General features: G+C 67.5%; 18 protein-coding genes and 1 tRNA gene. 13 read left to right on the plus strand and 6 right to left on the minus strand.

Features of this window, described 5'->3' with window-relative positions; genetic code table 11:
* The first annotated feature begins 28 nt into the window (after positions 1-28).
* Positions 29-1,090, plus strand: coding sequence for a UDP-N-acetylmuramate dehydrogenase (locus ABZT04_RS14330; protein ID WP_356056494.1), 1,062 nt, complete (start codon positions 29-31; stop codon positions 1,088-1,090).
* A 26-nt stretch (positions 1,091-1,116) separates the two neighbouring features.
* Here ABZT04_RS14330 and ABZT04_RS14335 read toward each other — a convergent pair whose 3' ends face one another.
* The gene (locus tag ABZT04_RS14335; protein WP_356056495.1) at positions 1,117-1,749 is read right to left on the minus strand and encodes an NAD(P)H-binding protein; all 633 of its coding nucleotides are present in this window, start codon (positions 1,747-1,749) and stop codon (positions 1,117-1,119) included.
* Between the two features lie 123 nt (positions 1,750-1,872).
* Here ABZT04_RS14335 and ABZT04_RS14340 point away from each other — a divergent pair, with 123 nt between their 5' ends.
* Positions 1,873-2,499: a helix-turn-helix domain-containing protein gene (locus ABZT04_RS14340; protein ID WP_356056496.1), complete on the plus strand. Its 627-nt coding sequence runs from the start codon at positions 1,873-1,875 to the stop codon at positions 2,497-2,499.
* Positions 2,500-2,505: 6 nt separating this feature from the next.
* Here ABZT04_RS14340 and ABZT04_RS14345 read toward each other — a convergent pair whose 3' ends face one another.
* Complete coding sequence (locus tag ABZT04_RS14345; protein WP_356056497.1) at positions 2,506-2,673, minus strand: hypothetical protein; 168 nt, start codon at positions 2,671-2,673, stop codon at positions 2,506-2,508.
* A 10-nt stretch (positions 2,674-2,683) separates the two neighbouring features.
* On the opposite strand from ABZT04_RS14345, the gene ABZT04_RS14350 reads away from it, so the two are divergent.
* Positions 2,684-2,893: a hypothetical protein gene (locus ABZT04_RS14350; RefSeq protein WP_356056498.1), complete on the plus strand. Its 210-nt coding sequence runs from the start codon at positions 2,684-2,686 to the stop codon at positions 2,891-2,893.
* Here the strand turns inward: ABZT04_RS14350 and ABZT04_RS14355 are convergent.
* Both ABZT04_RS14355 and ABZT04_RS14360 read right to left on the minus strand, forming a co-directional pair.
* A complete protein-coding gene (locus ABZT04_RS14355) occupies positions 2,874-3,914 on the minus strand; it encodes an adenosine deaminase (RefSeq protein WP_356056500.1) in 1,041 nt (346 codons plus the stop codon). The genes ABZT04_RS14350 and ABZT04_RS14355 overlap by 20 nt on opposite strands.
* Positions 3,915-4,056: 142 nt before the next feature.
* Positions 4,057-5,283: a pyridoxal phosphate-dependent aminotransferase gene (locus ABZT04_RS14360; RefSeq protein ID WP_356056501.1), complete on the minus strand. Its 1,227-nt coding sequence runs from the start codon at positions 5,281-5,283 to the stop codon at positions 4,057-4,059.
* A 259-nt stretch (positions 5,284-5,542) separates the two neighbouring features.
* Between ABZT04_RS14360 and ABZT04_RS14365 the strand changes: the two genes are divergently transcribed.
* From ABZT04_RS14365 to ABZT04_RS14410, 10 genes are all read left to right on the plus strand, one after another.
* Positions 5,543-5,615, plus strand: a tRNA-Trp gene (locus tag ABZT04_RS14365).
* A gap of 113 nt (positions 5,616-5,728) precedes the next feature.
* Positions 5,729-6,016: a preprotein translocase subunit SecE gene (secE, locus tag ABZT04_RS14370; RefSeq protein WP_355905043.1), complete on the plus strand. Its 288-nt coding sequence runs from the start codon at positions 5,729-5,731 to the stop codon at positions 6,014-6,016.
* Positions 6,017-6,094: 78 nt separating this feature from the next.
* The gene (gene nusG, locus ABZT04_RS14375) at positions 6,095-6,961 is read left to right on the plus strand and encodes a transcription termination/antitermination protein NusG (protein ID WP_356056502.1); all 867 of its coding nucleotides are present in this window, start codon (positions 6,095-6,097) and stop codon (positions 6,959-6,961) included.
* Between the two features lie 144 nt (positions 6,962-7,105).
* Positions 7,106-7,540 (plus strand): 50S ribosomal protein L11, encoded by a 435-nt coding sequence (gene rplK, locus ABZT04_RS14380; protein ID WP_019072313.1) that lies wholly within the window; start codon positions 7,106-7,108, stop codon positions 7,538-7,540.
* 79 nt (positions 7,541-7,619) lie between these two features.
* On the plus strand, positions 7,620-8,345 hold the full coding sequence (rplA, locus tag ABZT04_RS14385; RefSeq protein ID WP_356056503.1) for a 50S ribosomal protein L1: 726 nt from the start codon (positions 7,620-7,622) through the stop codon (positions 8,343-8,345).
* A gap of 158 nt (positions 8,346-8,503) precedes the next feature.
* Positions 8,504-9,445, plus strand: coding sequence for a hypothetical protein (locus ABZT04_RS14390; RefSeq protein WP_356056504.1), 942 nt, complete (start codon positions 8,504-8,506; stop codon positions 9,443-9,445).
* A gap of 269 nt (positions 9,446-9,714) precedes the next feature.
* Positions 9,715-10,245, plus strand: coding sequence for a 50S ribosomal protein L10 (rplJ, locus tag ABZT04_RS14395; RefSeq protein ID WP_355905055.1), 531 nt, complete (start codon positions 9,715-9,717; stop codon positions 10,243-10,245).
* A gap of 111 nt (positions 10,246-10,356) precedes the next feature.
* On the plus strand, positions 10,357-10,740 hold the full coding sequence (gene rplL, locus ABZT04_RS14400) for a 50S ribosomal protein L7/L12 (RefSeq protein WP_356056505.1): 384 nt from the start codon (positions 10,357-10,359) through the stop codon (positions 10,738-10,740).
* A 617-nt stretch (positions 10,741-11,357) separates the two neighbouring features.
* Positions 11,358-14,843 carry a DNA-directed RNA polymerase subunit beta gene (gene rpoB / locus ABZT04_RS14405; protein ID WP_356056507.1) on the plus strand — a complete coding sequence of 1,162 codons (3,486 nt, stop codon included), beginning with the start codon at positions 11,358-11,360 and terminating at the stop codon, positions 14,841-14,843.
* A gap of 94 nt (positions 14,844-14,937) precedes the next feature.
* The gene (locus ABZT04_RS14410) at positions 14,938-18,837 is read left to right on the plus strand and encodes a DNA-directed RNA polymerase subunit beta' (protein ID WP_356056508.1); all 3,900 of its coding nucleotides are present in this window, start codon (positions 14,938-14,940) and stop codon (positions 18,835-18,837) included.
* A 68-nt stretch (positions 18,838-18,905) separates the two neighbouring features.
* Here ABZT04_RS14410 and ABZT04_RS14415 read toward each other — a convergent pair whose 3' ends face one another.
* Complete coding sequence (locus ABZT04_RS14415) at positions 18,906-19,169, minus strand: hypothetical protein (RefSeq protein WP_356056509.1); 264 nt, start codon at positions 19,167-19,169, stop codon at positions 18,906-18,908.
* Entirely contained in the window at positions 19,156-19,383 is a 228-nt protein-coding gene (locus ABZT04_RS14420; RefSeq protein WP_356056511.1) for a hypothetical protein, read from the minus strand. Before ABZT04_RS14420 ends, ABZT04_RS14415 begins: the two co-directional genes overlap by 14 nt.
* Positions 19,384-19,387: the final 4 nt, after the last annotated feature.

A 19,387-nucleotide genomic window follows, 5' to 3' on the forward strand; every position in this document is an offset into this window, starting at 1 on the left:
GTCAGTCCCGTCTCGTACTCTTGGCCCCGTGCTGGAACTCCATGACGCTCCCCTCGCCCCGCTGACCACCTTCCGGTTGGGTGGGCCCGCGGCTCGGTTGATCACCGCTGTTACCGATGCCGAGGTGATCGACGCTGTCCGGGAGGCCGATGACGCCGGGACGCCGTTGTTGCTCATCGGGGGTGGGTCGAACCTGGTCATCGGGGACAAGGGGTTCGAGGGGACCGCCCTGCGTATCGCCACGCGCGGGTTCGTGCTCGACGGCACACGGCTGGAGTTGGCGGCCGGTGAGGTGTGGACCGACGCCGTCGCCCGCACCGTGGAGGCCGGACTCGCCGGGATCGAGTGCCTCGCCGGGATCCCCGGATCGGCGGGCGCGACCCCGATCCAGAACGTGGGGGCGTACGGCCAGGAGGTCTCCGCCACCATCACGGACGTCACCGCGTACGACCGCCGTAGCCGCGAGACGGTCACCCTCACGAACGAGGAGTGCGCCTTCTCTTACCGGCACAGCCGCTTCAAGGCCGACCCCGAGCGCTATGTCGTGCTGCGCGTCCGCTTCGAACTGGAGGACGCGGACGGGCTGTCGGCGCCGGTCAAGTACGCCGAGACGGCCCGTGTCCTCGGTGTCGAGCCCGGTGACCGGGTGCCGCTCGCGCGGGCCCGTGAGACCGTCCTCGCGCTGCGCGCCGGCAAGGGCATGGTGCTGGATCCCGAGGACCATGACACCTGGTCGGCCGGTTCCTTCTTCACCAACCCGATCCTCACCGACGCCCAGTTCACCGCGTTCCACGCGCGCGTGCGGGAGCGTCTCGGGGAGGGCGTGGAGCCGCCCGCGTATCCGGCGGGGGACGGCCACACTAAGACCTCCGCCGCCTGGCTGATCGACAAGGCGGGCTTCACCAAGGGGTACGGCAGCGGGCCGGCCCGAATCTCCACCAAGCACACCCTCGCCCTCACCAACCGCGGCGAGGCGACCACGGCGGACCTGCTCGCCCTGGCGCGCGAAGTGGTCGCCGGCGTCCACGAAACCTTCGGCGTCACCCTCGTCAACGAACCCGTGACGGTCGGCGTCAGCCTCGACGGCTGAGCGCCGACTGCTGAGGCCGGACAGGCCTAGTAGGCCACCCCCACCCCCTGCTTCACCGTCCCCGCGTCGTCGATCATCGCCAGCATCGCGTGTGCCACATCGGCGCGGGCGATGAAACGGCCCTTGCTCGGGAAGCCGCCCACGACCGTGCGGTAGGTGCCGGTCAGCGGCTTGTTGAGCAGGCGCGGTGGGCGGACCGAGGTCCAGTCGGTCGTGCTGCGGGCCAGTTCCGCCTCCATCTCGCGCAGGTCGGCATACACGTCCTTCAGGAGCGCCGAGATCAACCCGCGCGCGGTGCGGTCGAGGCGCCCGGCACCCTCCGGCTCCGGGCCGACCGGGCCCGCGCTCACCACCAGTACCCGGCGTACGTCTTCCGACTCCATGGCGGCCAGCACCGTCCGCGTGAGCCGGGTCGCGACCCCCGCGTCCTTGCGACTGCGGGGGCCGAGCCCGGACAGGACCGCGTCCCGGCCCGCGACGGCGGGGCGCAGCGTCCCCGGGTCGGTGAGGTCCGCGCGGAACACCTCCAGGCGCTCGCCTCCCATGGCCAGCCGCCCCGGATCCCGGACGACCGCCGTGACCTCGTGGCCCGAGGCCAGGGCCTGGCGGACGATTTCCTGGCCGATGCCTCCGGTGGCACCGAAAACGGTGAGCTTCATAGCGCACTCCTGCCCCTCGACGAGGTGGGTGAGTATTCACTCACCCGTGTCTTCCTCTAGAGTGGGTAAGTACTCACCCACCCGTCAAGCCCGAACGGACCGGACATGGAATCCTTGGGCCCCATGCAGCAGAAACCGGCCGCGGAGCCCGCCGCGCAGAAACCCGCCCGGGTCCGTGTCCTCGACGCCGCCCACGAGTTGATGCTCACCGTCGGTCTGGCCCGGGCGACCACCAAGGAGATCGCGAAGGCCGCCGGCTGCTCCGAAGCCGCGCTCTACAAGTACTTCGCCAGCAAGGAGGAGCTGTTCGTCCGCGTCCTCGCGGAACGGCTGCCCCGGCTCACCCCTTTGCTGCGCAGCCTCGCAGCCGAGCCCGGACGGCACTCCCTGGAGGACAACCTCACCGAGATCGCCCGCCAGGCGGCCCTCTTCTACGAGCAGAGCTTCCCGATCGCGGCCTCCCTGTACGCCGAGACCCAGCTCAAGCGGCGCAACGACGAGGCGCTGCGACAGCTCGGCTCCGGCCCCCACAAGCCGATCGAGGGCCTGGACGACTATCTCCGCGCCGAACAGGCCGCAGGCCGCGTCCGCCCCGACGCCGACACCTTCGCGGCCGCGTCCCTCCTCCTGGGCGCCTGCGCACAACGCGCGTTCGCCTACGAGGCGACGGAGACCGGCGTACGCCCGCCCGTGGACGAGTTCGCGACCCGGCTGGCCCGGACCCTGCTGGGCGGAATCTCCGTTGCCTGACTGAGTTCAGGCCCACACCATGTCGTCCAGCCGAGGAAGCCCCTGCGCGACCCGGCGTCGTACGGAATGCTCATGGGCGACCACGACGGGCTGAGCCGGCTGGCAGGCGCACGCGGAGGCGGGGCTGCGGCCCTCCAAGTGGCCCGAGCTGCGCCGGGCGCTCGGGTGTGGCACGCCGCTCACCGTGCGCACGGACGAGGCGCGTACCGAGCGGCACGCGCACGCGTGGCTGGAGCGGCCGTACGCCCGTGGGCGGTTGCGGCACGCCACGCAGGGGCAGTCGGTGTTCACGACCTGTCTGCACGGCGAACTCGCCTCCCATGGAGGGGCCGAGATCCTGATCTCCTTCAAGCCGTATCCGCCGTACGCGCACTTCAGGCGACCGGGGCGCTGAGCCAGTCGTCGATGCCCGAGAGCAGCTTCGCCTTCATGTCCTCCGGGGCCGCCGAGGCACGCACCGACTGGCGGGCCAGTTCGGCCAGTTCGCGGTCCGAGAAGGTGTGGTAGCGGCGAGCGATCTCGTACTGGGCCGCCAGCCGGGAGCCGAAGAGGAGCGGGTCGTCGGCGCCGAGTGCCAGAGGGACGCCTGCCTCGAAGAGGGTCCGTAGCGGTACGTCCTCGGGCTTCTCGTAGACGCCCAGTGCCACGTTCGACGCGGGGCACACCTCGCAGGTGATGCCCCGGTCGGCGAGCCGCTTCAGCAGCCGCGGGTCTTCCGCCGCGCGCACGCCGTGGCCGATCCGGGTCGCGTGCAGGTCGTCCAGGCAGTCCCGCACCGAGGCCGGGCCCGCCAGTTCGCCGCCGTGCGGGGCCGACAGCAGGCCGCCCTCCTGGGCGATCGCGAAGGCCCGGTCGAAGTCCCGTGCCATACCCCGGCGTTCGTCGTTCGAGAGGCCGAAACCGACCACACCCTTGTCCGCGTACCGCACGGCCAGCCGGGCCAGAGTGCGGGCGTCCAGCGGGTGCTTCATCCGGTTCGCGGCCACCAGCACCCGCATCCCGAGCCCGGTCTCGCGGGAGGTCGTCTCCACCGCGTCCAGGATGACCTCCAGCGCCGGGATCAGCCCGCCCAGACGGGGCGCGTACGACGTCGGGTCCACCTGGATCTCCAGCCAGCCCGAGCCGTCCCTGACGTCCTCCTCGGCGGCCTCGCGCACCAGCCGCTGGATGTCCTCGGGCTCCCGCAGACACGAGCGTGCCGCGTCGTACAGCCGCTGGAAACGGAACCAGCCCCGCTCGTCCGTCGCCCGCAGCCTCGGCGGCTCCCCGCTGGTCAGCGCCTCGGTCAGGGCGTCGGGCAGACGCACGCCGTACTTGTCGGCCAGCTCCAGCACGGTGGTCGGCCGCATCGACCCGGTGAAGTGCAGGTGCAGATGGGCTTTCGGCAGTTCAGAGACATCACGTACACGCTCCATCTGGGAATCCTGCCGTACGTTCCGGTCGTCCCGGTACCGCTTTCCCCGATCGTGGTCCCGCTCGCACAAACAACTCGCACAAACCCGCACAGACAAAGGAGGGCGGCAAGTGGATCCACCTGCCGCCCTCCCTCCGGAAACCTCAGTCCTGGGCCTCCGCCAGCAGCTTCTGGATCCGGCTGACACCCTCGACGAGATCCTCGTCACCCAGGGCGTACGACAGCCGCAGATACCCGGGGGTGCCGAAGGCCTCGCCGGGAACGACCGCGACCTCGGCCTCCTCCAGGATCAGCGCGGCCAGCTCGACCGTGTCCTGCGGGCGCTTGCCGCGGATCTCCTTGCCGAGCAAGGCCTTGACCGACGGGTACGCGTAGAAGGCGCCTTCCGGCACCGGGCAGAGCACGTCGTCGATCTCGTTGAGCATCCGCACGATCGTCTTGCGACGGCGGTCGAAGGCCTCGCGCATCTCCGCCACGGCCGTCAGATCACCGGAGACGGCGGCCAGCGCGGCGACCTGGGCCACGTTCGAGACGTTCGAGGTGGCGTGCGACTGGAGGTTGGTCGCGGCCTTGACGACGTCCTTGGGGCCGATGATCCAGCCCACCCGCCAGCCGGTCATGGCGTACGTCTTGGCGACACCGTTGACCACGATGCACTTGTCGCGCAGCTCCGGCAGGATCGCCGGCAGCGAGGTGAACTTCGCGTCGCCGTAGACGAGGTGCTCGTAGATCTCGTCCGTCATGACCCACAGGCCGTGCTCGACGGCCCAGCGGCCGATCGCCTCGGCCTCGGCCTCGCTGTAGACGGCGCCGGTCGGGTTGGACGGCGAGACGAAGAGGACGACCTTCGTGTTCTCGGTGCGGGCCGCCTCCAACTGCTCCACCGTGACGCGGTAACCGGTCGTCTCGTCGGCGACGACGTCCACCGGGACACCGCCCGCGAGCCGGATCGACTCCGGGTACGTCGTCCAGTACGGCGCCGGGACGATGACCTCGTCGCCCGGGTCGAGGATCGCGGCGAAGGCCTCGTAGATGGCCTGCTTGCCGCCGTTGGTGACCAGGATCTGCGAGGCGTCCACCTCGTAGCCCGAGTCGCGCAACGTCTTCGCGGCGATCGCGGCCTTCAGCTCCGGCAGACCGCCAGCCGGGGTGTAGCGGTGGTACTTCGGGTTCGAGCAGGCCTCGATCGCGGCCTGGACGACGTAGTCCGGAGTCGGGAAGTCCGGTTCACCCGCGCCGAAGCCGATCACCGGACGCCCGGCGGCCTTGAGGGCCTTGGCCTTGGCGTCCACGGCGAGGGTGGCGGACTCGGAGATCGCGCCGACTCGGGCGGAGACCCGGCGCTCGGTGGGAGGGGTTGAGGCGCTCATGGACCCATCGTTTCAGACCGGAAACCCGCCCGGCACACCGGTTTCACAGACTGAACAGGATCGGGAAGGGATTGAACAACCGTCCGGTTTCCCGCCCCGGCCTGGGCGATCTTCCTCCGGCAATCCCCGTACAGGCCCTTTCTGTTCGACGACCGGCTCCGGAACACGTACACTCCTACCTCGTTGGCCTTCAGCAGCCGCGCCCTCCTTGGTGCACACCGAGCACTCGGGCGGATGCGGTACGTTGGGGAAGTCACATAGGGTCGTAGCTCAATTGGTAGAGCACCGGTCTCCAAAACCGGCGGTTGGGGGTTCAAGTCCCTCCGGCCCTGCTACACACACCTTCACCAGGATGTGTGCGCAGCGCATGTACATACAGCAATGCACCGCCGTGCGGCTCAGACCGGGCGCGGCACGGCCACGACCCGGGAACAGGTGAGGATGAATGGCGGACGCCGTGGGCTCCATCGACATGCCTGATGCCCAGGACGAGGTGTCGGAGTCCAAGAAGAAGGCCCGTAAAGGCGGCAAGCGCGCCAAGAAGGGCCCGCTGAAGCGGCTTGCGCTCTTCTACCGCCAGATCGTCGCGGAACTCCGCAAGGTCGTCTGGCCCACGCGCAACCAGCTCACGACGTACACGACGGTCGTCATCGTCTTCGTCGTCATCATGATCGGTCTGGTGACCGTGATTGACTATGGACTCAATCACGCCGCGAAGTACGTCTTCGGCTGAGGCCGGAAGCGAAGGGCGCCCTGACCGGCGCCCCTTTCGCGTGTTCCACCCCCATGTATCCAGGAAGAAGCAGCCACCGTGTCTGACCCGAACCTGAACGAGGCCGTCGAGCCGGACGAGTCCGTGGAAGACGAACTCGACATCGTCGAGGGCGCGGACGAGGAGCTGGACGAGGTCGAGGCTGCGGACGCCGACGCGGGCGAGCCCGCCGAGGAAGTCGCCGTGCACGTCGAGGACGAGGCCGCCGAGGACGAGTCAGAGACCGAGGACCTCGACGACGAGGTCGCGCCCGAGGACGCCGAGGAAGAGGCCGAACCGGCCGAGCCCGTCGATCCCGTGGTCGCCCTGCGCGAGGAACTGCGTCTCCTTCCCGGCGAGTGGTACGTCATCCACACGTACGCCGGTTACGAGAACCGCGTGAAGACCAACCTGGAGCAGCGCGCCGTCTCGCTGAACGTCGAGGACTACATCTTCCAGGCCGAGGTGCCGCAGGAAGAGGTCGTCCAGATCAAGAACGGCGACCGCAAGACCATCAAGCAGAACAAGCTCCCGGGCTACGTCCTGGTCCGCATGGACCTGACGAACGAGTCCTGGGGCGTCGTCCGCAACACCCCCGGTGTCACCGGCTTCGTGGGCAACGCCTACGACCCCTACCCGCTGACCCTGGACGAGATCGTCAAGATGCTCGCCCCGGAGGCCGAGGAGAAGGCCGCCCGTGAGGCCGCCGAGGCCGAGGGCAAGCCGGTTCCGCAGCGCAAGGTCGAGGTCCAGGTGCTGGACTTCGAGGTCGGCGACTCGGTCACCGTCACCGACGGCCCGTTCGCGACGCTGCAGGCGACCATCAACGAGATCAACGCCGACTCGAAGAAGGTCAAGGGCCTCGTCGAGATCTTCGGCCGCGAGACGCCGGTCGAGCTGTCCTTCGACCAGATCCAGAAGAACTAGCTCGACCCGTAGCTTCCGTCCAGGTCAGGTCGGCTCTTGGAGCTGGCCTGACCTGCTCGGTTTCGTGCCTCACCACGGTGTCGCTTATCGTGGTGCGGTTGCCCTTGGGCAACCGGAAACCAGAAAGCAGGAAGAGGACCCGGAATGCCTCCCAAGAAGAAGAAGGTCACGGGGCTTATCAAGCTCCAGATCAACGCCGGTGCGGCGAACCCGGCCCCGCCGGTCGGCCCCGCGCTCGGTCAGCACGGCGTCAACATCATGGAGTTCTGCAAGGCCTACAACGCGGCGACCGAGTCGCAGCGTGGCTGGGTGATCCCGGTGGAGATCACGGTCTACGAAGACCGCTCCTTCACCTTCGTCACCAAGACTCCGCCGGCCGCGAAGATGATCCTCAAGGCCGCGGGTGTCGAGAAGGGCTCCGGCGAGCCGCACAAGACCAAGGTCGCCAAGATCACCCAGGCGCAGGTCCGCGAGATCGCCACGACCAAGCTGCCCGACCTCAACGCCAATGACCTGGACGCCGCGTCGAAGATCATCGCCGGCACCGCCCGTTCCATGGGCATCACGGTCGAGGGCTGACCTTCACCCCGTAGAAGTTGATTGTGGCGGGACCTGCTCGGTCCGTACCACGACTCCTCAGAACACATCAGGAGCAGTAGTGAGCAAGCGCAGCAAGTCTCTCCGCGCTGCGGACGCCAAGATCGACCGGGAGAAGCTCTACGCCCCGCTCGAAGCCGTGCGTCTCGCCAAGGAGACCTCCACGACCAAGTTCGACGGCACCGTCGAGGTCGCCTTCCGCCTGGGTGTCGACCCGCGCAAGGCCGACCAGATGGTCCGTGGCACCGTGAACCTCCCGCACGGCACCGGTAAGACCGCCCGGGTCCTGGTCTTCGCGACCGGTGACCGTGCCGAGGCCGCGACCGCCGCGGGCGCCGACATCGTCGGCTCCGACGAGCTGATCGACGAGGTGGCGAAGGGCCGTCTGGACTTCGACGCCGTCGTCGCCACCCCGGACCTCATGGGCAAGGTCGGCCGCCTCGGCCGTGTGCTCGGTCCCCGTGGTCTCATGCCGAACCCCAAGACCGGCACCGTGACCCCGGACGTCGTCAAGGCTGTCACCGAGATCAAGGGTGGCAAGATCGAGTTCCGCGTCGACAAGCACTCGAACCTGCACTTCATCATCGGCAAGGCGTCCTTCGACGACACCAAGCTGGTGGAGAACTACGGCGCGGCCCTGGACGAGATCCTCCGTCTGAAGCCGTCCGCCGCCAAGGGTCGCTACATCAAGAAGGCCGCGATCAGCACCACGATCGGCCCCGGCATTCCGCTCGACCCGAACCGCACCCGCAACCTCCTCGTCGAGGAGGACCCGGCCTCCGTCTGAGCCCCGCGCTCACCCCGGTAGCCGCGTCGCGTACGCGTCAGAATTGGGCGAGCCCCGCAACCTTCGAGGTGCGGGGCTCGTCCTCTTTTCGTACGGGGTGTCAGTGCCCTGCGCTAGCGTTTTGGGCAGGCACAGCAATCGCATAGGGGTGGGGACGGATGAAGAGCACGACCGTGCGCCGGGTGGGTCTCTCGATCGCGGTGACCGCCGCGCTGACCGGAGTGGCCGCCTGCGGCTCCTCGGGCTCCTCCGGGGGCTCGGGCAAGGACGACGGGGCCGCCGGCAAGGGGGCGACGCGGGTGAGCCCCATAGCCGCCCTGCGCAGCGCCGAGCAGTCCACCGACAAGGAGGACTCCGCCAAGGTCGAGTCCTCCACCGTCATGGGCTCCCTGATGTCCATGGACGCCAAGGGCAACCTCGGCTGGGGCGACGGCATCACCGGCACCCTCACGATGACGTACACCGGCGGCACCCTGGCCGACACGATGCGCGCGGCCGGCAGCACCTCGATGGAGGCCCGCTATCTGCCCGACGCCTACTACGCGAAGATGGGCGAGAAGTTCGCCGAGCAGGCGGGCGGCAAGCACTGGATCAAGTACGCGTACGACGACCTGGCCAAGCTCGGCGGCAGCTCCGGCGCGTACCTCAAGGACCAGATGCAGAACTCCACGCCGAACCAGTCGGTGAAGCTCCTGCTCGCCTCCGGGGACGTCAAGAAGGTCGGCACGGAGTCGGTGCGCGGCCAGCAGACCACCCACTACTCGGGCACGGTGAACGTCGCCGACCTCGCCTCCAAGAACTCCAACCTCACCGCGGCACAGCTCGCCGGCCTCAAGAAGCAGCTCACCGCGGCCGGCGTCTCCACGGAACAGGTCGACATCTGGGTCAACTCCCAGGACCTGCTGGTCAAGAAGGTCGAGAAGGGCGAGATGTCCTCGGGTCAGTACACCCAGACCGCCTACTACAGCGACTACGGCGCGAAGGTCACCGCCACCGTGCCCCCGGCGGGCGACACCGAGGACTTCACGGACCTGCTGAAGAAGCAGGGCATGACCCCGGGCACCGGCGACACGGCGACCGGATCCGGTACGAGTTCCTGAGCCGTACGGGCGGATTTGCTTGCGGGTGAGCCGTTCACGTACTCTGCTCCAGAAGCCAAAGACCGCTGGTCGTTGCCGTGTGCTCGTGAGAGGGCGCGGTGACCGAAGGATCCGCTGAACAGTGGACGACCCGCGCAGGTGAACTGGATGTGTCTCCCGGGAATGCTGTTTCCGGTTGAGCTACGCCCCGTGCGCCTGCGCCCGGGGCGTTTTCGTTGTCCCAGCCCCTTCTGAGCGGTCCTCATCACCCGGAAGGAGGCCGACGCTCTATGGCAAGGCCCGACAAGGCTGCCGCGGTAGCCGAGCTCGCGGACCAGTTCCGCGACTCGAACGCCGCCGTGCTGACCGAGTACCGGGGTCTCACCGTGGCGCAGCTCAAGACGCTGCGTCGTTCGCTCGGTGAGAACGCCCAGTACGCCGTGGTGAAGAACACGCTGACCAAGATTGCGGCCAACGAGGCCGGCATCTCTACGCTCGACGACCTGTTCAACGGTCCGACGGCGGTCGCCTTCATCACCGGTGACCCGGTGGAGTCGGCGAAGGGTCTTCGTGACTTCGCCAAGGACAACCCGAACCTCGTCATCAAGGGCGGTGTCCTTGACGGCAAGGCGCTGTCCGCCGACGAGATCAAGAAGCTCGCGGACCTCGAGTCCCGCGAGGTTCTGCTCGCCAAGCTGGCGGGTGCCTTCAAGGGCAAGCAGACCCAGACTGCTCAGCTCCTCAAGGCGCTTCCCTCGAAGTTCGTCCGCACCGCGGAGGCGCTTCGTGCCAAGCAGGCCGAGCAGGGCGGTGCCGAGTAATTCGGCTCGCGCATTGACCGCCGCCCAGGCAGCGGTCGCAGCGGGCCGTAAGTACGCCCGCCTCACATGTACATCCGGCACCAGCCGAAATTAGTGGAAGGATCGCCCAACATGGCGACGAAGCTGTCCCAGGAAGAGCTGCTCGAGCAGTTCGAGTCCCTCACCCTCATCGAGCTCTCCGAGTTCGTGAAGGCGTTCGAGGAGAAGTTCGACGTCACCGCGGCCGCCGCGGTTGCCGCTGCCCCCGTCGGCCCGGCCGCCCCCGCCGAGGCCGAGGCCGAGCAGGACGAGTTCGACGTCATCCTTGAGGGTGCCGGCGAGAAGAAGATCCAGGTCATCAAGGTCGTGCGTGAGCTGACCTCCCTGGGTCTGAAGGAGGCCAAGGACCTCGTGGACGGCGCTCCGAAGCCGGTCCTCGAGAAGGTCGCCAAGGACGCCGCCGAGAAGGCCGCCGAGTCCCTCAAGGGCGCTGGCGCTTCCGTCACCGTCAAGTAACACCTTCGAGGCCCCCTCAGGGGCCTCTGCGCGCCGACACGGCCCCGAGAGGGCTGTAACGCGACCGCACCGAAGAGCGATCATCCATCCGGGTGGTCGCTCTTCGGCATATCCGAGGGTCGGCGCGTGACCGCCTTGCGGGCAGGGGTGCTCGGAGTATGGTGATCTTCGTCGTGCCTTCGAGGGCCCCTGGTGACAGGCCGCAAACGTGACGATGGCAGCACCCGGTTTGGGCAAGACAGGCCTTGACGAACCGCACGCAGCGCGCAATTCTCAGGACGCGTCGTCACAACGATCCGGATCCGAGGCATGGATCGGCGACGAAGAGGGCAGTATCAACGTGCATTGAGGGCGTGGGCTTGCGCAGGTGTCGAGAACAACGAGGGTCTCAAAAAACCCGCACTGGACATCAGTGTGCCGAGTGGCTACACTGACCCTTTGCGCTGCCTGTTAGCTGTCCCCTGCCCGTCACCAGGGGCATGCCCTCACTTGAGCATCGATGACCGGACCATCTCTGACCTGGCCTTTCCGGGCCGAGTCAGGAAGTCCATGTCTCTTTGCCCCTGAGAGGGGCCGGTACGCGCGTAGTGAGTCCGAGCCCTCGGAAGGACCCCCTCTTGGCCGCCTCGCGCACTGCCTCGACCGCGAATACGAACAACGGCGCCAGCACCGCCCCGCTGCGCATCTCCTTTGCAAAGATCAAGGAGCCCCTTGAGGTTCCGAACCTTCTTGCGCTGCAGACCGAAAGCTTCGATTGGCTGCTCGGCAACGCCGCTTGGAAGGCTCGTGTCGAGGCGGCTCTGGATTCAGGTCAGGACGTCCCCACCAAGTCCGGTCTGGAGGAGATCTTCGAGGAGATCTCCCCGATCGAGGACTTCTCCGGGTCGATGTCGCTGACCTTCCGCGACCACCGTTTCGAGCCTCCGAAGAACAGCATCGACGAGTGCAAGGAGCGCGACTTCACGTACTCCGCGCCGCTCTTCGTCACCGCCGAGTTCACCAACAACGAGACCGGCGAGATCAAGTCCCAGACGGTCTTCATGGGCGACTTCCCGCTCATGACCAACAAGGGCACCTTCGTCATCAACGGCACCGAGCGTGTCGTGGTGTCGCAGCTCGTCCGCTCGCCGGGTGTCTACTTCGACTCCTCCATCGACAAGACGTCCGACAAGGACATCTTCTCGGCCAAGGTCATCCCGTCCCGGGGTGCCTGGCTGGAGATGGAGATCGACAAGCGCGACATGGTCGGTGTCCGCATCGACCGCAAGCGCAAGCAGTCCGTCACCGTCCTGCTCAAGGCTCTCGGTTGGACGACCGAGCAGATCCTGGAGGAGTTCGGCGAGTACGAGTCCATGCGCGCCACCCTGGAGAAGGACCACACCCAGGGCCAGGACGACGCGTTGCTCGACATCTACCGCAAGCTGCGTCCGGGCGAGCCCCCGACCCGCGAGGCCGCGCAGACGCTTCTGGAGAACCTCTACTTCAACCCGAAGCGTTACGACCTCGCCAAGGTCGGCCGCTACAAGGTCAACAAGAAGCTGGGCGGCGAAGCCCCGCTGGACGCCGGTGTGCTGACCGTCGAGGACATCATCTCGTCGATCAAGTACCTGGTGAAGCTGCACGCCGGCGAGACCGAGACGGTCGGTGACAACGGCACGACGATCGTCGTCGAGACCGACGACATCGACCACTTCGGCAACCGCCGTCTGCGCAACGTCGGCGAGCTCATCCAGAACCAGGTCCGTACGGGCCTGGCGCGTATGGAGCGAGTCGTCCGCGAGCGGATGACGACCCAGGACGTCGAGGCGATCACGCCGCAGACCCTGATCAACATCCGGCCGGTCGTCGCCTCCATCAAGGAGTTCTTCGGCACCAGCCAGCTCTCGCAGTTCATGGACCAGAACAACCCGCTGTCGGGTCTCACCCACAAGCGCCGTCTGTCGGCTCTTGGCCCGGGTGGTCTCTCCCGTGAGCGGGCCGGCTTCGAGGTCCGTGACGTGCACCCCTCGCACTACGGCCGCATGTGCCCGATCGAGACCCCCGAAGGCCCGAACATCGGCCTGATCGGCTCGCTCGCCTCCTACGGCCGGGTCAACGCGTTCGGTTTCGTCGAGACGCCGTACCGCCGGGTCACCGACGGTGTCGTCACCGACGAGGTCGACTACCTGACGGCCGACGAAGAGGACCGATTCGTCATCGCGCAGGCCAACGCGCCGCTGACGGACGAGTTCCGCTTCGAGGAGTCCCGCGTCCTGGTCCGCCGTCGTGGCGGAGAGGTCGACTACGTCCCCGGTGACGACGTCGACTACATGGACGTCTCCCCGCGCCAGATGGTGTCGGTCGCGACCGCGATGATCCCGTTCCTGGAGCACGACGACGCCAACCGTGCCCTCATGGGCGCGAACATGATGCGTCAGGCCGTGCCCCTCATCAAGTCCGAGGCGCCGCTGGTCGGCACCGGCATGGAGTACCGCTGCGCGGTCGACGCCGGTGACGTCCTGAAGTCGGAGAAGGACGGTGTGGTCCAGGAGGTCTCCGCGGACTACATCACCACCGCCAACGACGACGGCACGTACACCACGTACCGCCTCGCGAAGTTCTCCCGCTCCAACCAGGGCACGTCCGTCAACCAGAAGGTTGTCGTGGACGAGGGCGCCCGGGTCATCGCCGGCCAGGTACTGGCCGACGGCCCGGCGACCGAGAACGGCGAGATGGCGCTCGGCAAGAACCTGCTCGTGGCGTTCATGCCGTGGGAGGGTCACAACTACGAGGACGCGATCATCCTGTCGCAGCGCCTCGTACAGGACGACGTCCTCTCCTCGATCCACATCGAGGAGCACGAGGTCGACGCCCGTGACACCAAGCTCGGCCCCGAGGAGATCACCCGGGACATCCCGAACGTCTCCGAGGAGGTCCTCGCCGACCTCGACGAGCGCGGCATCATCCGGATCGGTGCCGAGGTCGTCGCCGGTGACATCCTCGTCGGCAAGGTCACGCCCAAGGGCGAGACCGAGCTGACCCCCGAGGAGCGCCTGCTCCGCGCGATCTTCGGCGAGAAGGCGCGCGAGGTGCGCGACACCTCGCTGAAGGTGCCGCACGGCGAGATCGGCAAGGTCATCGGCGTCCGCGTCTTCGACCGCGAGGAGGGCGACGAACTGCCGCCCGGCGTCAACCAGTTGGTCCGTGTGTATGTTGCGCAGAAGCGCAAGATCACCGACGGCGACAAGCTGGCCGGCCGGCACGGCAACAAGGGTGTCATCTCGAAGATCCTGCCCATCGAGGACATGCCGTTCCTCGAGGACGGAACTCCGGTCGACATCATCCTGAACCCGCTGGGTGTCCCGTCCCGAATGAACCCGGGACAGGTCCTGGAGATCCACCTCGGCTGGCTCGCCAGCCGCGGCTGGGACGTCTCCGGGCTCGGCGAGGAATGGGCGCAGCGCCTCCAGGCCATCGGTGCCGACCAGGTCGTGCCCGGCACCAACGTCGCCACCCCCGTCTTCGACGGTGCGCGTGAGGACGAGCTGGCGGGTCTGCTGCAGCACACGATCCCGAACCGCGACGGAGAGCGCATGGTGCTCCCGACCGGCAAGGCCCCGCTGTTCGACGGCCGCTCCGGCGAGCCGTTCCCGGAGCCGATCTCGGTCGGCTACATGTACATCCTGAAGCTGCACCACCTGGTCGACGACAAGCTGCACGCCCGTTCGACCGGTCCGTACTCGATGATCACCCAGCAGCCGCTGGGTGGTAAGGCGCAGTTCGGTGGGCAGCGCTTCGGCGAGATGGAGGTGTGGGCGCTGGAGGCATACGGCGCCGCGTACGCCCTCCAGGAGCTGCTCACCATCAAGTCCGACGACGTGACCGGCCGCGTGAAGGTCTACGAGGCCATCGTCAAGGGCGAGAACATCCCCGAGCCCGGCATCCCCGAGTCCTTCAAGGTGCTCATCAAGGAGATGCAGTCGCTCTGCCTGAACGTGGAGGTGCTGTCCAGTGACGGTATGTCCATCGAGATGCGTGACACCGACGAGGATGTCTTCCGCGCAGCGGAGGAGCTCGGCATCGACCTGTCCCGGCGCGAGCCGAGCAGCGTCGAAGAGGTCTGACGGGAGTCCGGAGACCTGCCGCGCGCAGGTCTCCGGCCCCAGGACCCCCGTATCAGACCCCAAGACTTACAACCCTGAGAGGGATTGACGCATAGTGCTCGACGTCAACTTCTTCGATGAGCTCCGGATCGGTCTGGCAACCGCTGACGACATCCGTCAGTGGAGCCACGGCGAGGTCAAGAAGCCCGAGACCATCAACTACCGCACGCTCAAGCCCGAAAAGGACGGACTCTTCTGCGAGAAGATCTTCGGTCCGACCCGGGACTGGGAGTGCTACTGCGGCAAGTACAAGCGCGTTCGCTTCAAGGGCATCATCTGTGAGCGCTGCGGCGTCGAGGTGACCCGCGCCAAGGTGCGCCGTGAGCGGATGGGCCACATCGAACTGGCCGCGCCCGTCACCCACATCTGGTACTTCAAGGGTGTCCCGTCGCGTCTGGGATACCTGCTCGACCTCGCCCCGAAGGACCTCGAGAAGGTCATCTACTTCGCGGCGTACATGATCACGTTCGTCGACGAAGAGCGCCGTACGCGTGACCTGCCCTCCCTGGAGGCGCATGTCTCCGTGGAGCGTCAGCAGGTCGAGAACCGGCGGGACTCCGACCTCGAAGCCCGCGCCAAGAAGCTCGAGGCCGACCTGGCCGAGCTGGAGGCCGAGGGTGCCAAGGCCGATGTGCGCCGCAAGGTGCGCGAAGGCGCCGAGCGGGAGATGAAGCAGTTGCGCGACCGTGCGCAGCGCGAGATCGACCGCCTGGACGAGGTGTGGACCCGGTTCAAGAACCTCAAGGTCCAGGACCTCGAAGGTGACGAGCTGCTCTACCGCGAACTGCGGGACCGCTTCGGCACCTACTTCGACGGCTCCATGGGTGCGGCTGCCCTGCAGAAGCGCCTGGAGTCCTTCGACCTGGACGAGGAGGCCGAGCGCCTCCGCGAGATCATCCGCACCGGCAAGGGCCAGAAGAAGACCCGCGCCCTGAAGCGGCTGAAGGTCGTGTCTGCCTTCCTGCAGACCTCCAACAGCCCCAAGGGCATGGTCCTGGACTGCGTCCCGGTCATCCCGCCGGACCTTCGCCCGATGGTGCAGCTGGACGGTGGCCGCTTCGCGACCTCCGACCTGAACGACCTGTACCGCCGCGTGATCAACCGCAACAACCGCCTGAAGCGCCTTCTCGACCTCGGTGCCCCCGAGATCATCGTGAACAACGAGAAGCGCATGCTCCAGGAGGCCGTCGACGCGCTCTTCGACAACGGCCGTCGTGGCCGCCCGGTGACGGGCCCCGGCAACCGTCCGCTGAAGTCGCTGTCCGACATGCTCAAGGGCAAGCAGGGCCGCTTCCGTCAGAACCTGCTCGGCAAGCGTGTGGACTACTCCGCGCGTTCCGTGATCGTCGTCGGTCCGCAGCTCAAGCTGCACCAGTGCGGTCTGCCGAAGGCCATGGCGCTGGAGCTCTTCAAGCCGTTCGTGATGAAGCGCCTGGTGGACCTGAACCACGCGCAGAACATCAAGTCGGCGAAGCGGATGGTCGAGCGCGGCCGCACGGTCGTCTACGACGTCCTCGAAGAGGTCATCGCGGAGCACCCGGTTCTGCTGAACCGTGCGCCCACGCTGCACCGCCTCGGCATCCAGGCCTTCGAGCCGCAGCTCGTCGAGGGCAAGGCCATCCAGATCCACCCGCTCGTCTGCACCGCGTTCAACGCGGACTTCGACGGTGACCAGATGGCCGTACACCTGCCGCTCTCCGCGGAGGCGCAGGCCGAGGCCCGCATCCTGATGCTGTCCTCGAACAACATCCTGAAGCCGGCCGACGGTCGTCCCGTCACCATGCCGACCCAGGACATGGTGCTGGGGCTGTTCTTCCTCACCACCGACGGCGAGCTCCGTGACGTCAAGGGCGAGGGCCGCGCGTTCGGCTCCACGGCCGAGGCGACCATGGCGTTCGACGCCGGCGAGCTGGCGCTCCAGTCGGCCGTCGACATCCGCTTCCCGGTGGGCACCATCCCGCCGCGTGGCTGGGTGCCGCCGGTCCGCGAGGAGGGCGAGCCGGAGTGGCAGCAGGGTGACAGCTTCCGCCTCCGTACGACCCTGGGCCGCGCGCTCTTCAACGAGCTGCTGCCCGAGGACTACCCCTTCGTCGACTACTCGGTCGGCAAGAAGCAGCTCGGTGAGATCGTCAACGACCTCGCGGAGCGCTACCCCAAGGTCATCGTGGCGGCGACGCTCGACAACCTGAAGGCGGCCGGCTTCCACTGGGGCACCCGTTCCGGCGTCACCGTGGCCATCTCCGACATCGTCGTTCCCGAAGCGAAGAAGGAGATCGTCAAGGGCTACGAGGCGCAGGACGAGAAGGTCCAGAAGCAGTACGAGCGCGGTCTGATCACCAAGGAAGAGCGCACTCAGGAGCTCATCGCGATCTGGACCAAGGCGACCAATGAGGTCGCCGAGGCGATGAACGAGAACTTCCCCAAGACGAACCCCATCTTCATGATGGTTGACTCGGGTGCCCGAGGAAACATGATGCAGATGCGTCAGATCGCCGGTATGCGTGGTCTGGTGTCGAACGCCAAGAACGAGACGATTCCCCGTCCCATCAAGGCGTCCTTCCGTGAAGGCCTGTCCGTGCTGGAGTACTTCATCTCCACCCACGGTGCCCGTAAGGGTCTGGCCGACACCGCCCTCCGTACCGCCGACTCGGGTTACCTCACCCGTCGTCTCGTCGACGTCTCCCAGGACGTCATCATCCGCGAGGAGGACTGCGGCACCGACCGCGGCCTCAAGCTGCACATCGCGGAGCGCGGCGCGGACGGTGTCCTGCGCAAGGCCGAGAACGTCGAGACCAGCGTGTACGCCCGTGCGCTGGCCGAGGACATCACCGTCGACGGCAAGGTGCTGGCCCCGGCCAACACCGACCTCGGCGACGTCCTCATCGACGAGCTGGTCAAGCACGGCATCGAGACGGTCAAGACCCGCTCGGTCCTGACCTGCGAGTCCGCCGTCGGCACCTGCGCCATGTGCTACGGCCGTTCGCTGGCCACCGGCAAGCTGGTCGACATCGGTGAGGCGGTCGGCATCATCGCCGCCCAGTCCATCGGTGAGCCCGGCACGCAGCTGACGATGCGTACCTTCCACACCGGTGGTGTGGCCGGTGACGACATCACCCAGGGTCTGCCCCGTGTCGTCGAGCTCTTCGAGGCTCGTACGCCCAAGGGTGTCGCCCCGATCTCCGAGGCCCAGGGCCGCGTGCGGATCGAGGAGACCGAGAAGACCAAGAAGATCGTCGTCACCCCGGACGACGGCAGCGACGAGACGGCGTTCCCGATCTCGAAGCGTGCCCGTCTCCTGGTCAGCGAGGGCGAGCACGTCGAGGTGGGCCAGAAGCTCACCGTGGGTGCCACCAACCCGCACGACGTGCTGCGCATCCTGGGTCAGCGTGCCGTCCAGGTCCACCTGGTCGGCGAGGTCCAGAAGGTGTACAACTCGCAGGGTGTGTCGATCCACGACAAGCACATCGAGATCATCATCCGGCAGATGCTGCGCCGTGTGACGATCATCGAGTCCGGCGACGCCGAGCTGCTGCCCGGCGAGCTGGTCGAGCGCTCCCGCTTCGAGCAGGAGAACCGTCGTGTGGTCCAGGAGGGCGGTCACCCGGCCTCCGGTCGTCCGCAGCTGATGGGTATCACCAAGGCCTCGCTGGCGACGGAATCCTGGCTGTCGGCCGCCTCCTTCCAGGAGACGACCCGAGTCCTGACGGACGCGGCGATCAACGCCAAGTCCGACAGCCTCATCGGCCTCAAGGAGAACGTCATCATCGGTAAGCTCATCCCGGCCGGTACGGGTCTGTCCCGCTACCGCAACATCCGGGTGGAGCCCACCGAGGAGGCCAAGGCCGCGATGTACTCGGCCGTCGGCTACGACGACATCGACTACTCGCCGTTCGGCACCGGCTCCGGCCAGGCCGTCCCGCTGGAGGACTACGACTACGGTCCGTACAACCAGTAAGCGAGCAGGCTGAGTTGAACTGAAGGGCGGTCACCCCGTTTCGTACGGGGTGACCGCCCTTCGGCGTTTCAGCGCGCGGTGATCTCCAGCGCGGTGACCACGACGGTCGCCACGGCGGCCAGCGCGCCGATGCTCGCCAGCGGCCAGCGGGACCGCTCCAGGGCGTCCAACCGCTGTTCGTGGTCGGCGAGTTGCTTGTCGGTCTGGTCGCTGCGCTGGACCAGCAGCGCGAGCGAGCCGTCGGCCCGGGCGAAGCCGGCCTCCAACGAGCCGCGCAGGCGCTCCAGTTCCAGGGCGACGGCGATCGCGTCGTTCGTATCAGGATCGGTCATCGTCACCTCCCGTCCGCAGCCACCCGGGCAGCAGCGCCTGTACGGCAGGCAGGGCCATGACCCGGGTGATCCCGGCGGCCACGGCCAGCGCGCCGGCCACCCACGGGATCGTCCGGGAGGCGCCGACGGCGTCGACGACCGCGGGCAGCAGGACACACAGGCCGACAGCGGTCTGGACGACGGTACGGAGGGTTCGCTTGGCGGCCTCTGACATGGGG

Origin of the sequence: Streptomyces sp. NPDC005492, from assembly GCF_040605995.1 — a bacterium.
GTDB lineage: Bacteria > Actinomycetota > Actinomycetes > Streptomycetales > Streptomycetaceae > Streptomyces.

Bases quoted from the DNA above. Each gene is read 5' to 3' on its own strand.
- ABZT04_RS14360 (WP_356056501.1), bottom strand. From the start codon at position 5,283: ATGAGCGCCTCAACCCCTCCCACCGAGCGCCGGGTCTCCGCCCGAGTC.
- ABZT04_RS14355 (WP_356056500.1), bottom strand. From the start codon at position 3,914: ATGGAGCGTGTACGTGATGTCTCTGAACTGCCGAAAGCCCATCTGCAC.
- rplK (WP_019072313.1), top strand. From the start codon at position 7,106: ATGCCTCCCAAGAAGAAGAAGGTCACGGGGCTTATCAAGCTCCAGATC.
- secE (WP_355905043.1), top strand. From the start codon at position 5,729: ATGGCGGACGCCGTGGGCTCCATCGACATGCCTGATGCCCAGGACGAG.
- ABZT04_RS14335 (WP_356056495.1), bottom strand. From the start codon at position 1,749: ATGAAGCTCACCGTTTTCGGTGCCACCGGAGGCATCGGCCAGGAAATC.
- ABZT04_RS14420 (WP_356056511.1), bottom strand. From the start codon at position 19,383: ATGTCAGAGGCCGCCAAGCGAACCCTCCGTACCGTCGTCCAGACCGCT.
- ABZT04_RS14340 (WP_356056496.1), top strand. From the start codon at position 1,873: ATGCAGCAGAAACCGGCCGCGGAGCCCGCCGCGCAGAAACCCGCCCGG.
- ABZT04_RS14390 (WP_356056504.1), top strand. From the start codon at position 8,504: ATGAAGAGCACGACCGTGCGCCGGGTGGGTCTCTCGATCGCGGTGACC.
- rplL (WP_356056505.1), top strand. From the start codon at position 10,357: ATGGCGACGAAGCTGTCCCAGGAAGAGCTGCTCGAGCAGTTCGAGTCC.
- rplJ (WP_355905055.1), top strand. From the start codon at position 9,715: ATGGCAAGGCCCGACAAGGCTGCCGCGGTAGCCGAGCTCGCGGACCAG.
- ABZT04_RS14415 (WP_356056509.1), bottom strand. From the start codon at position 19,169: ATGACCGATCCTGATACGAACGACGCGATCGCCGTCGCCCTGGAACTG.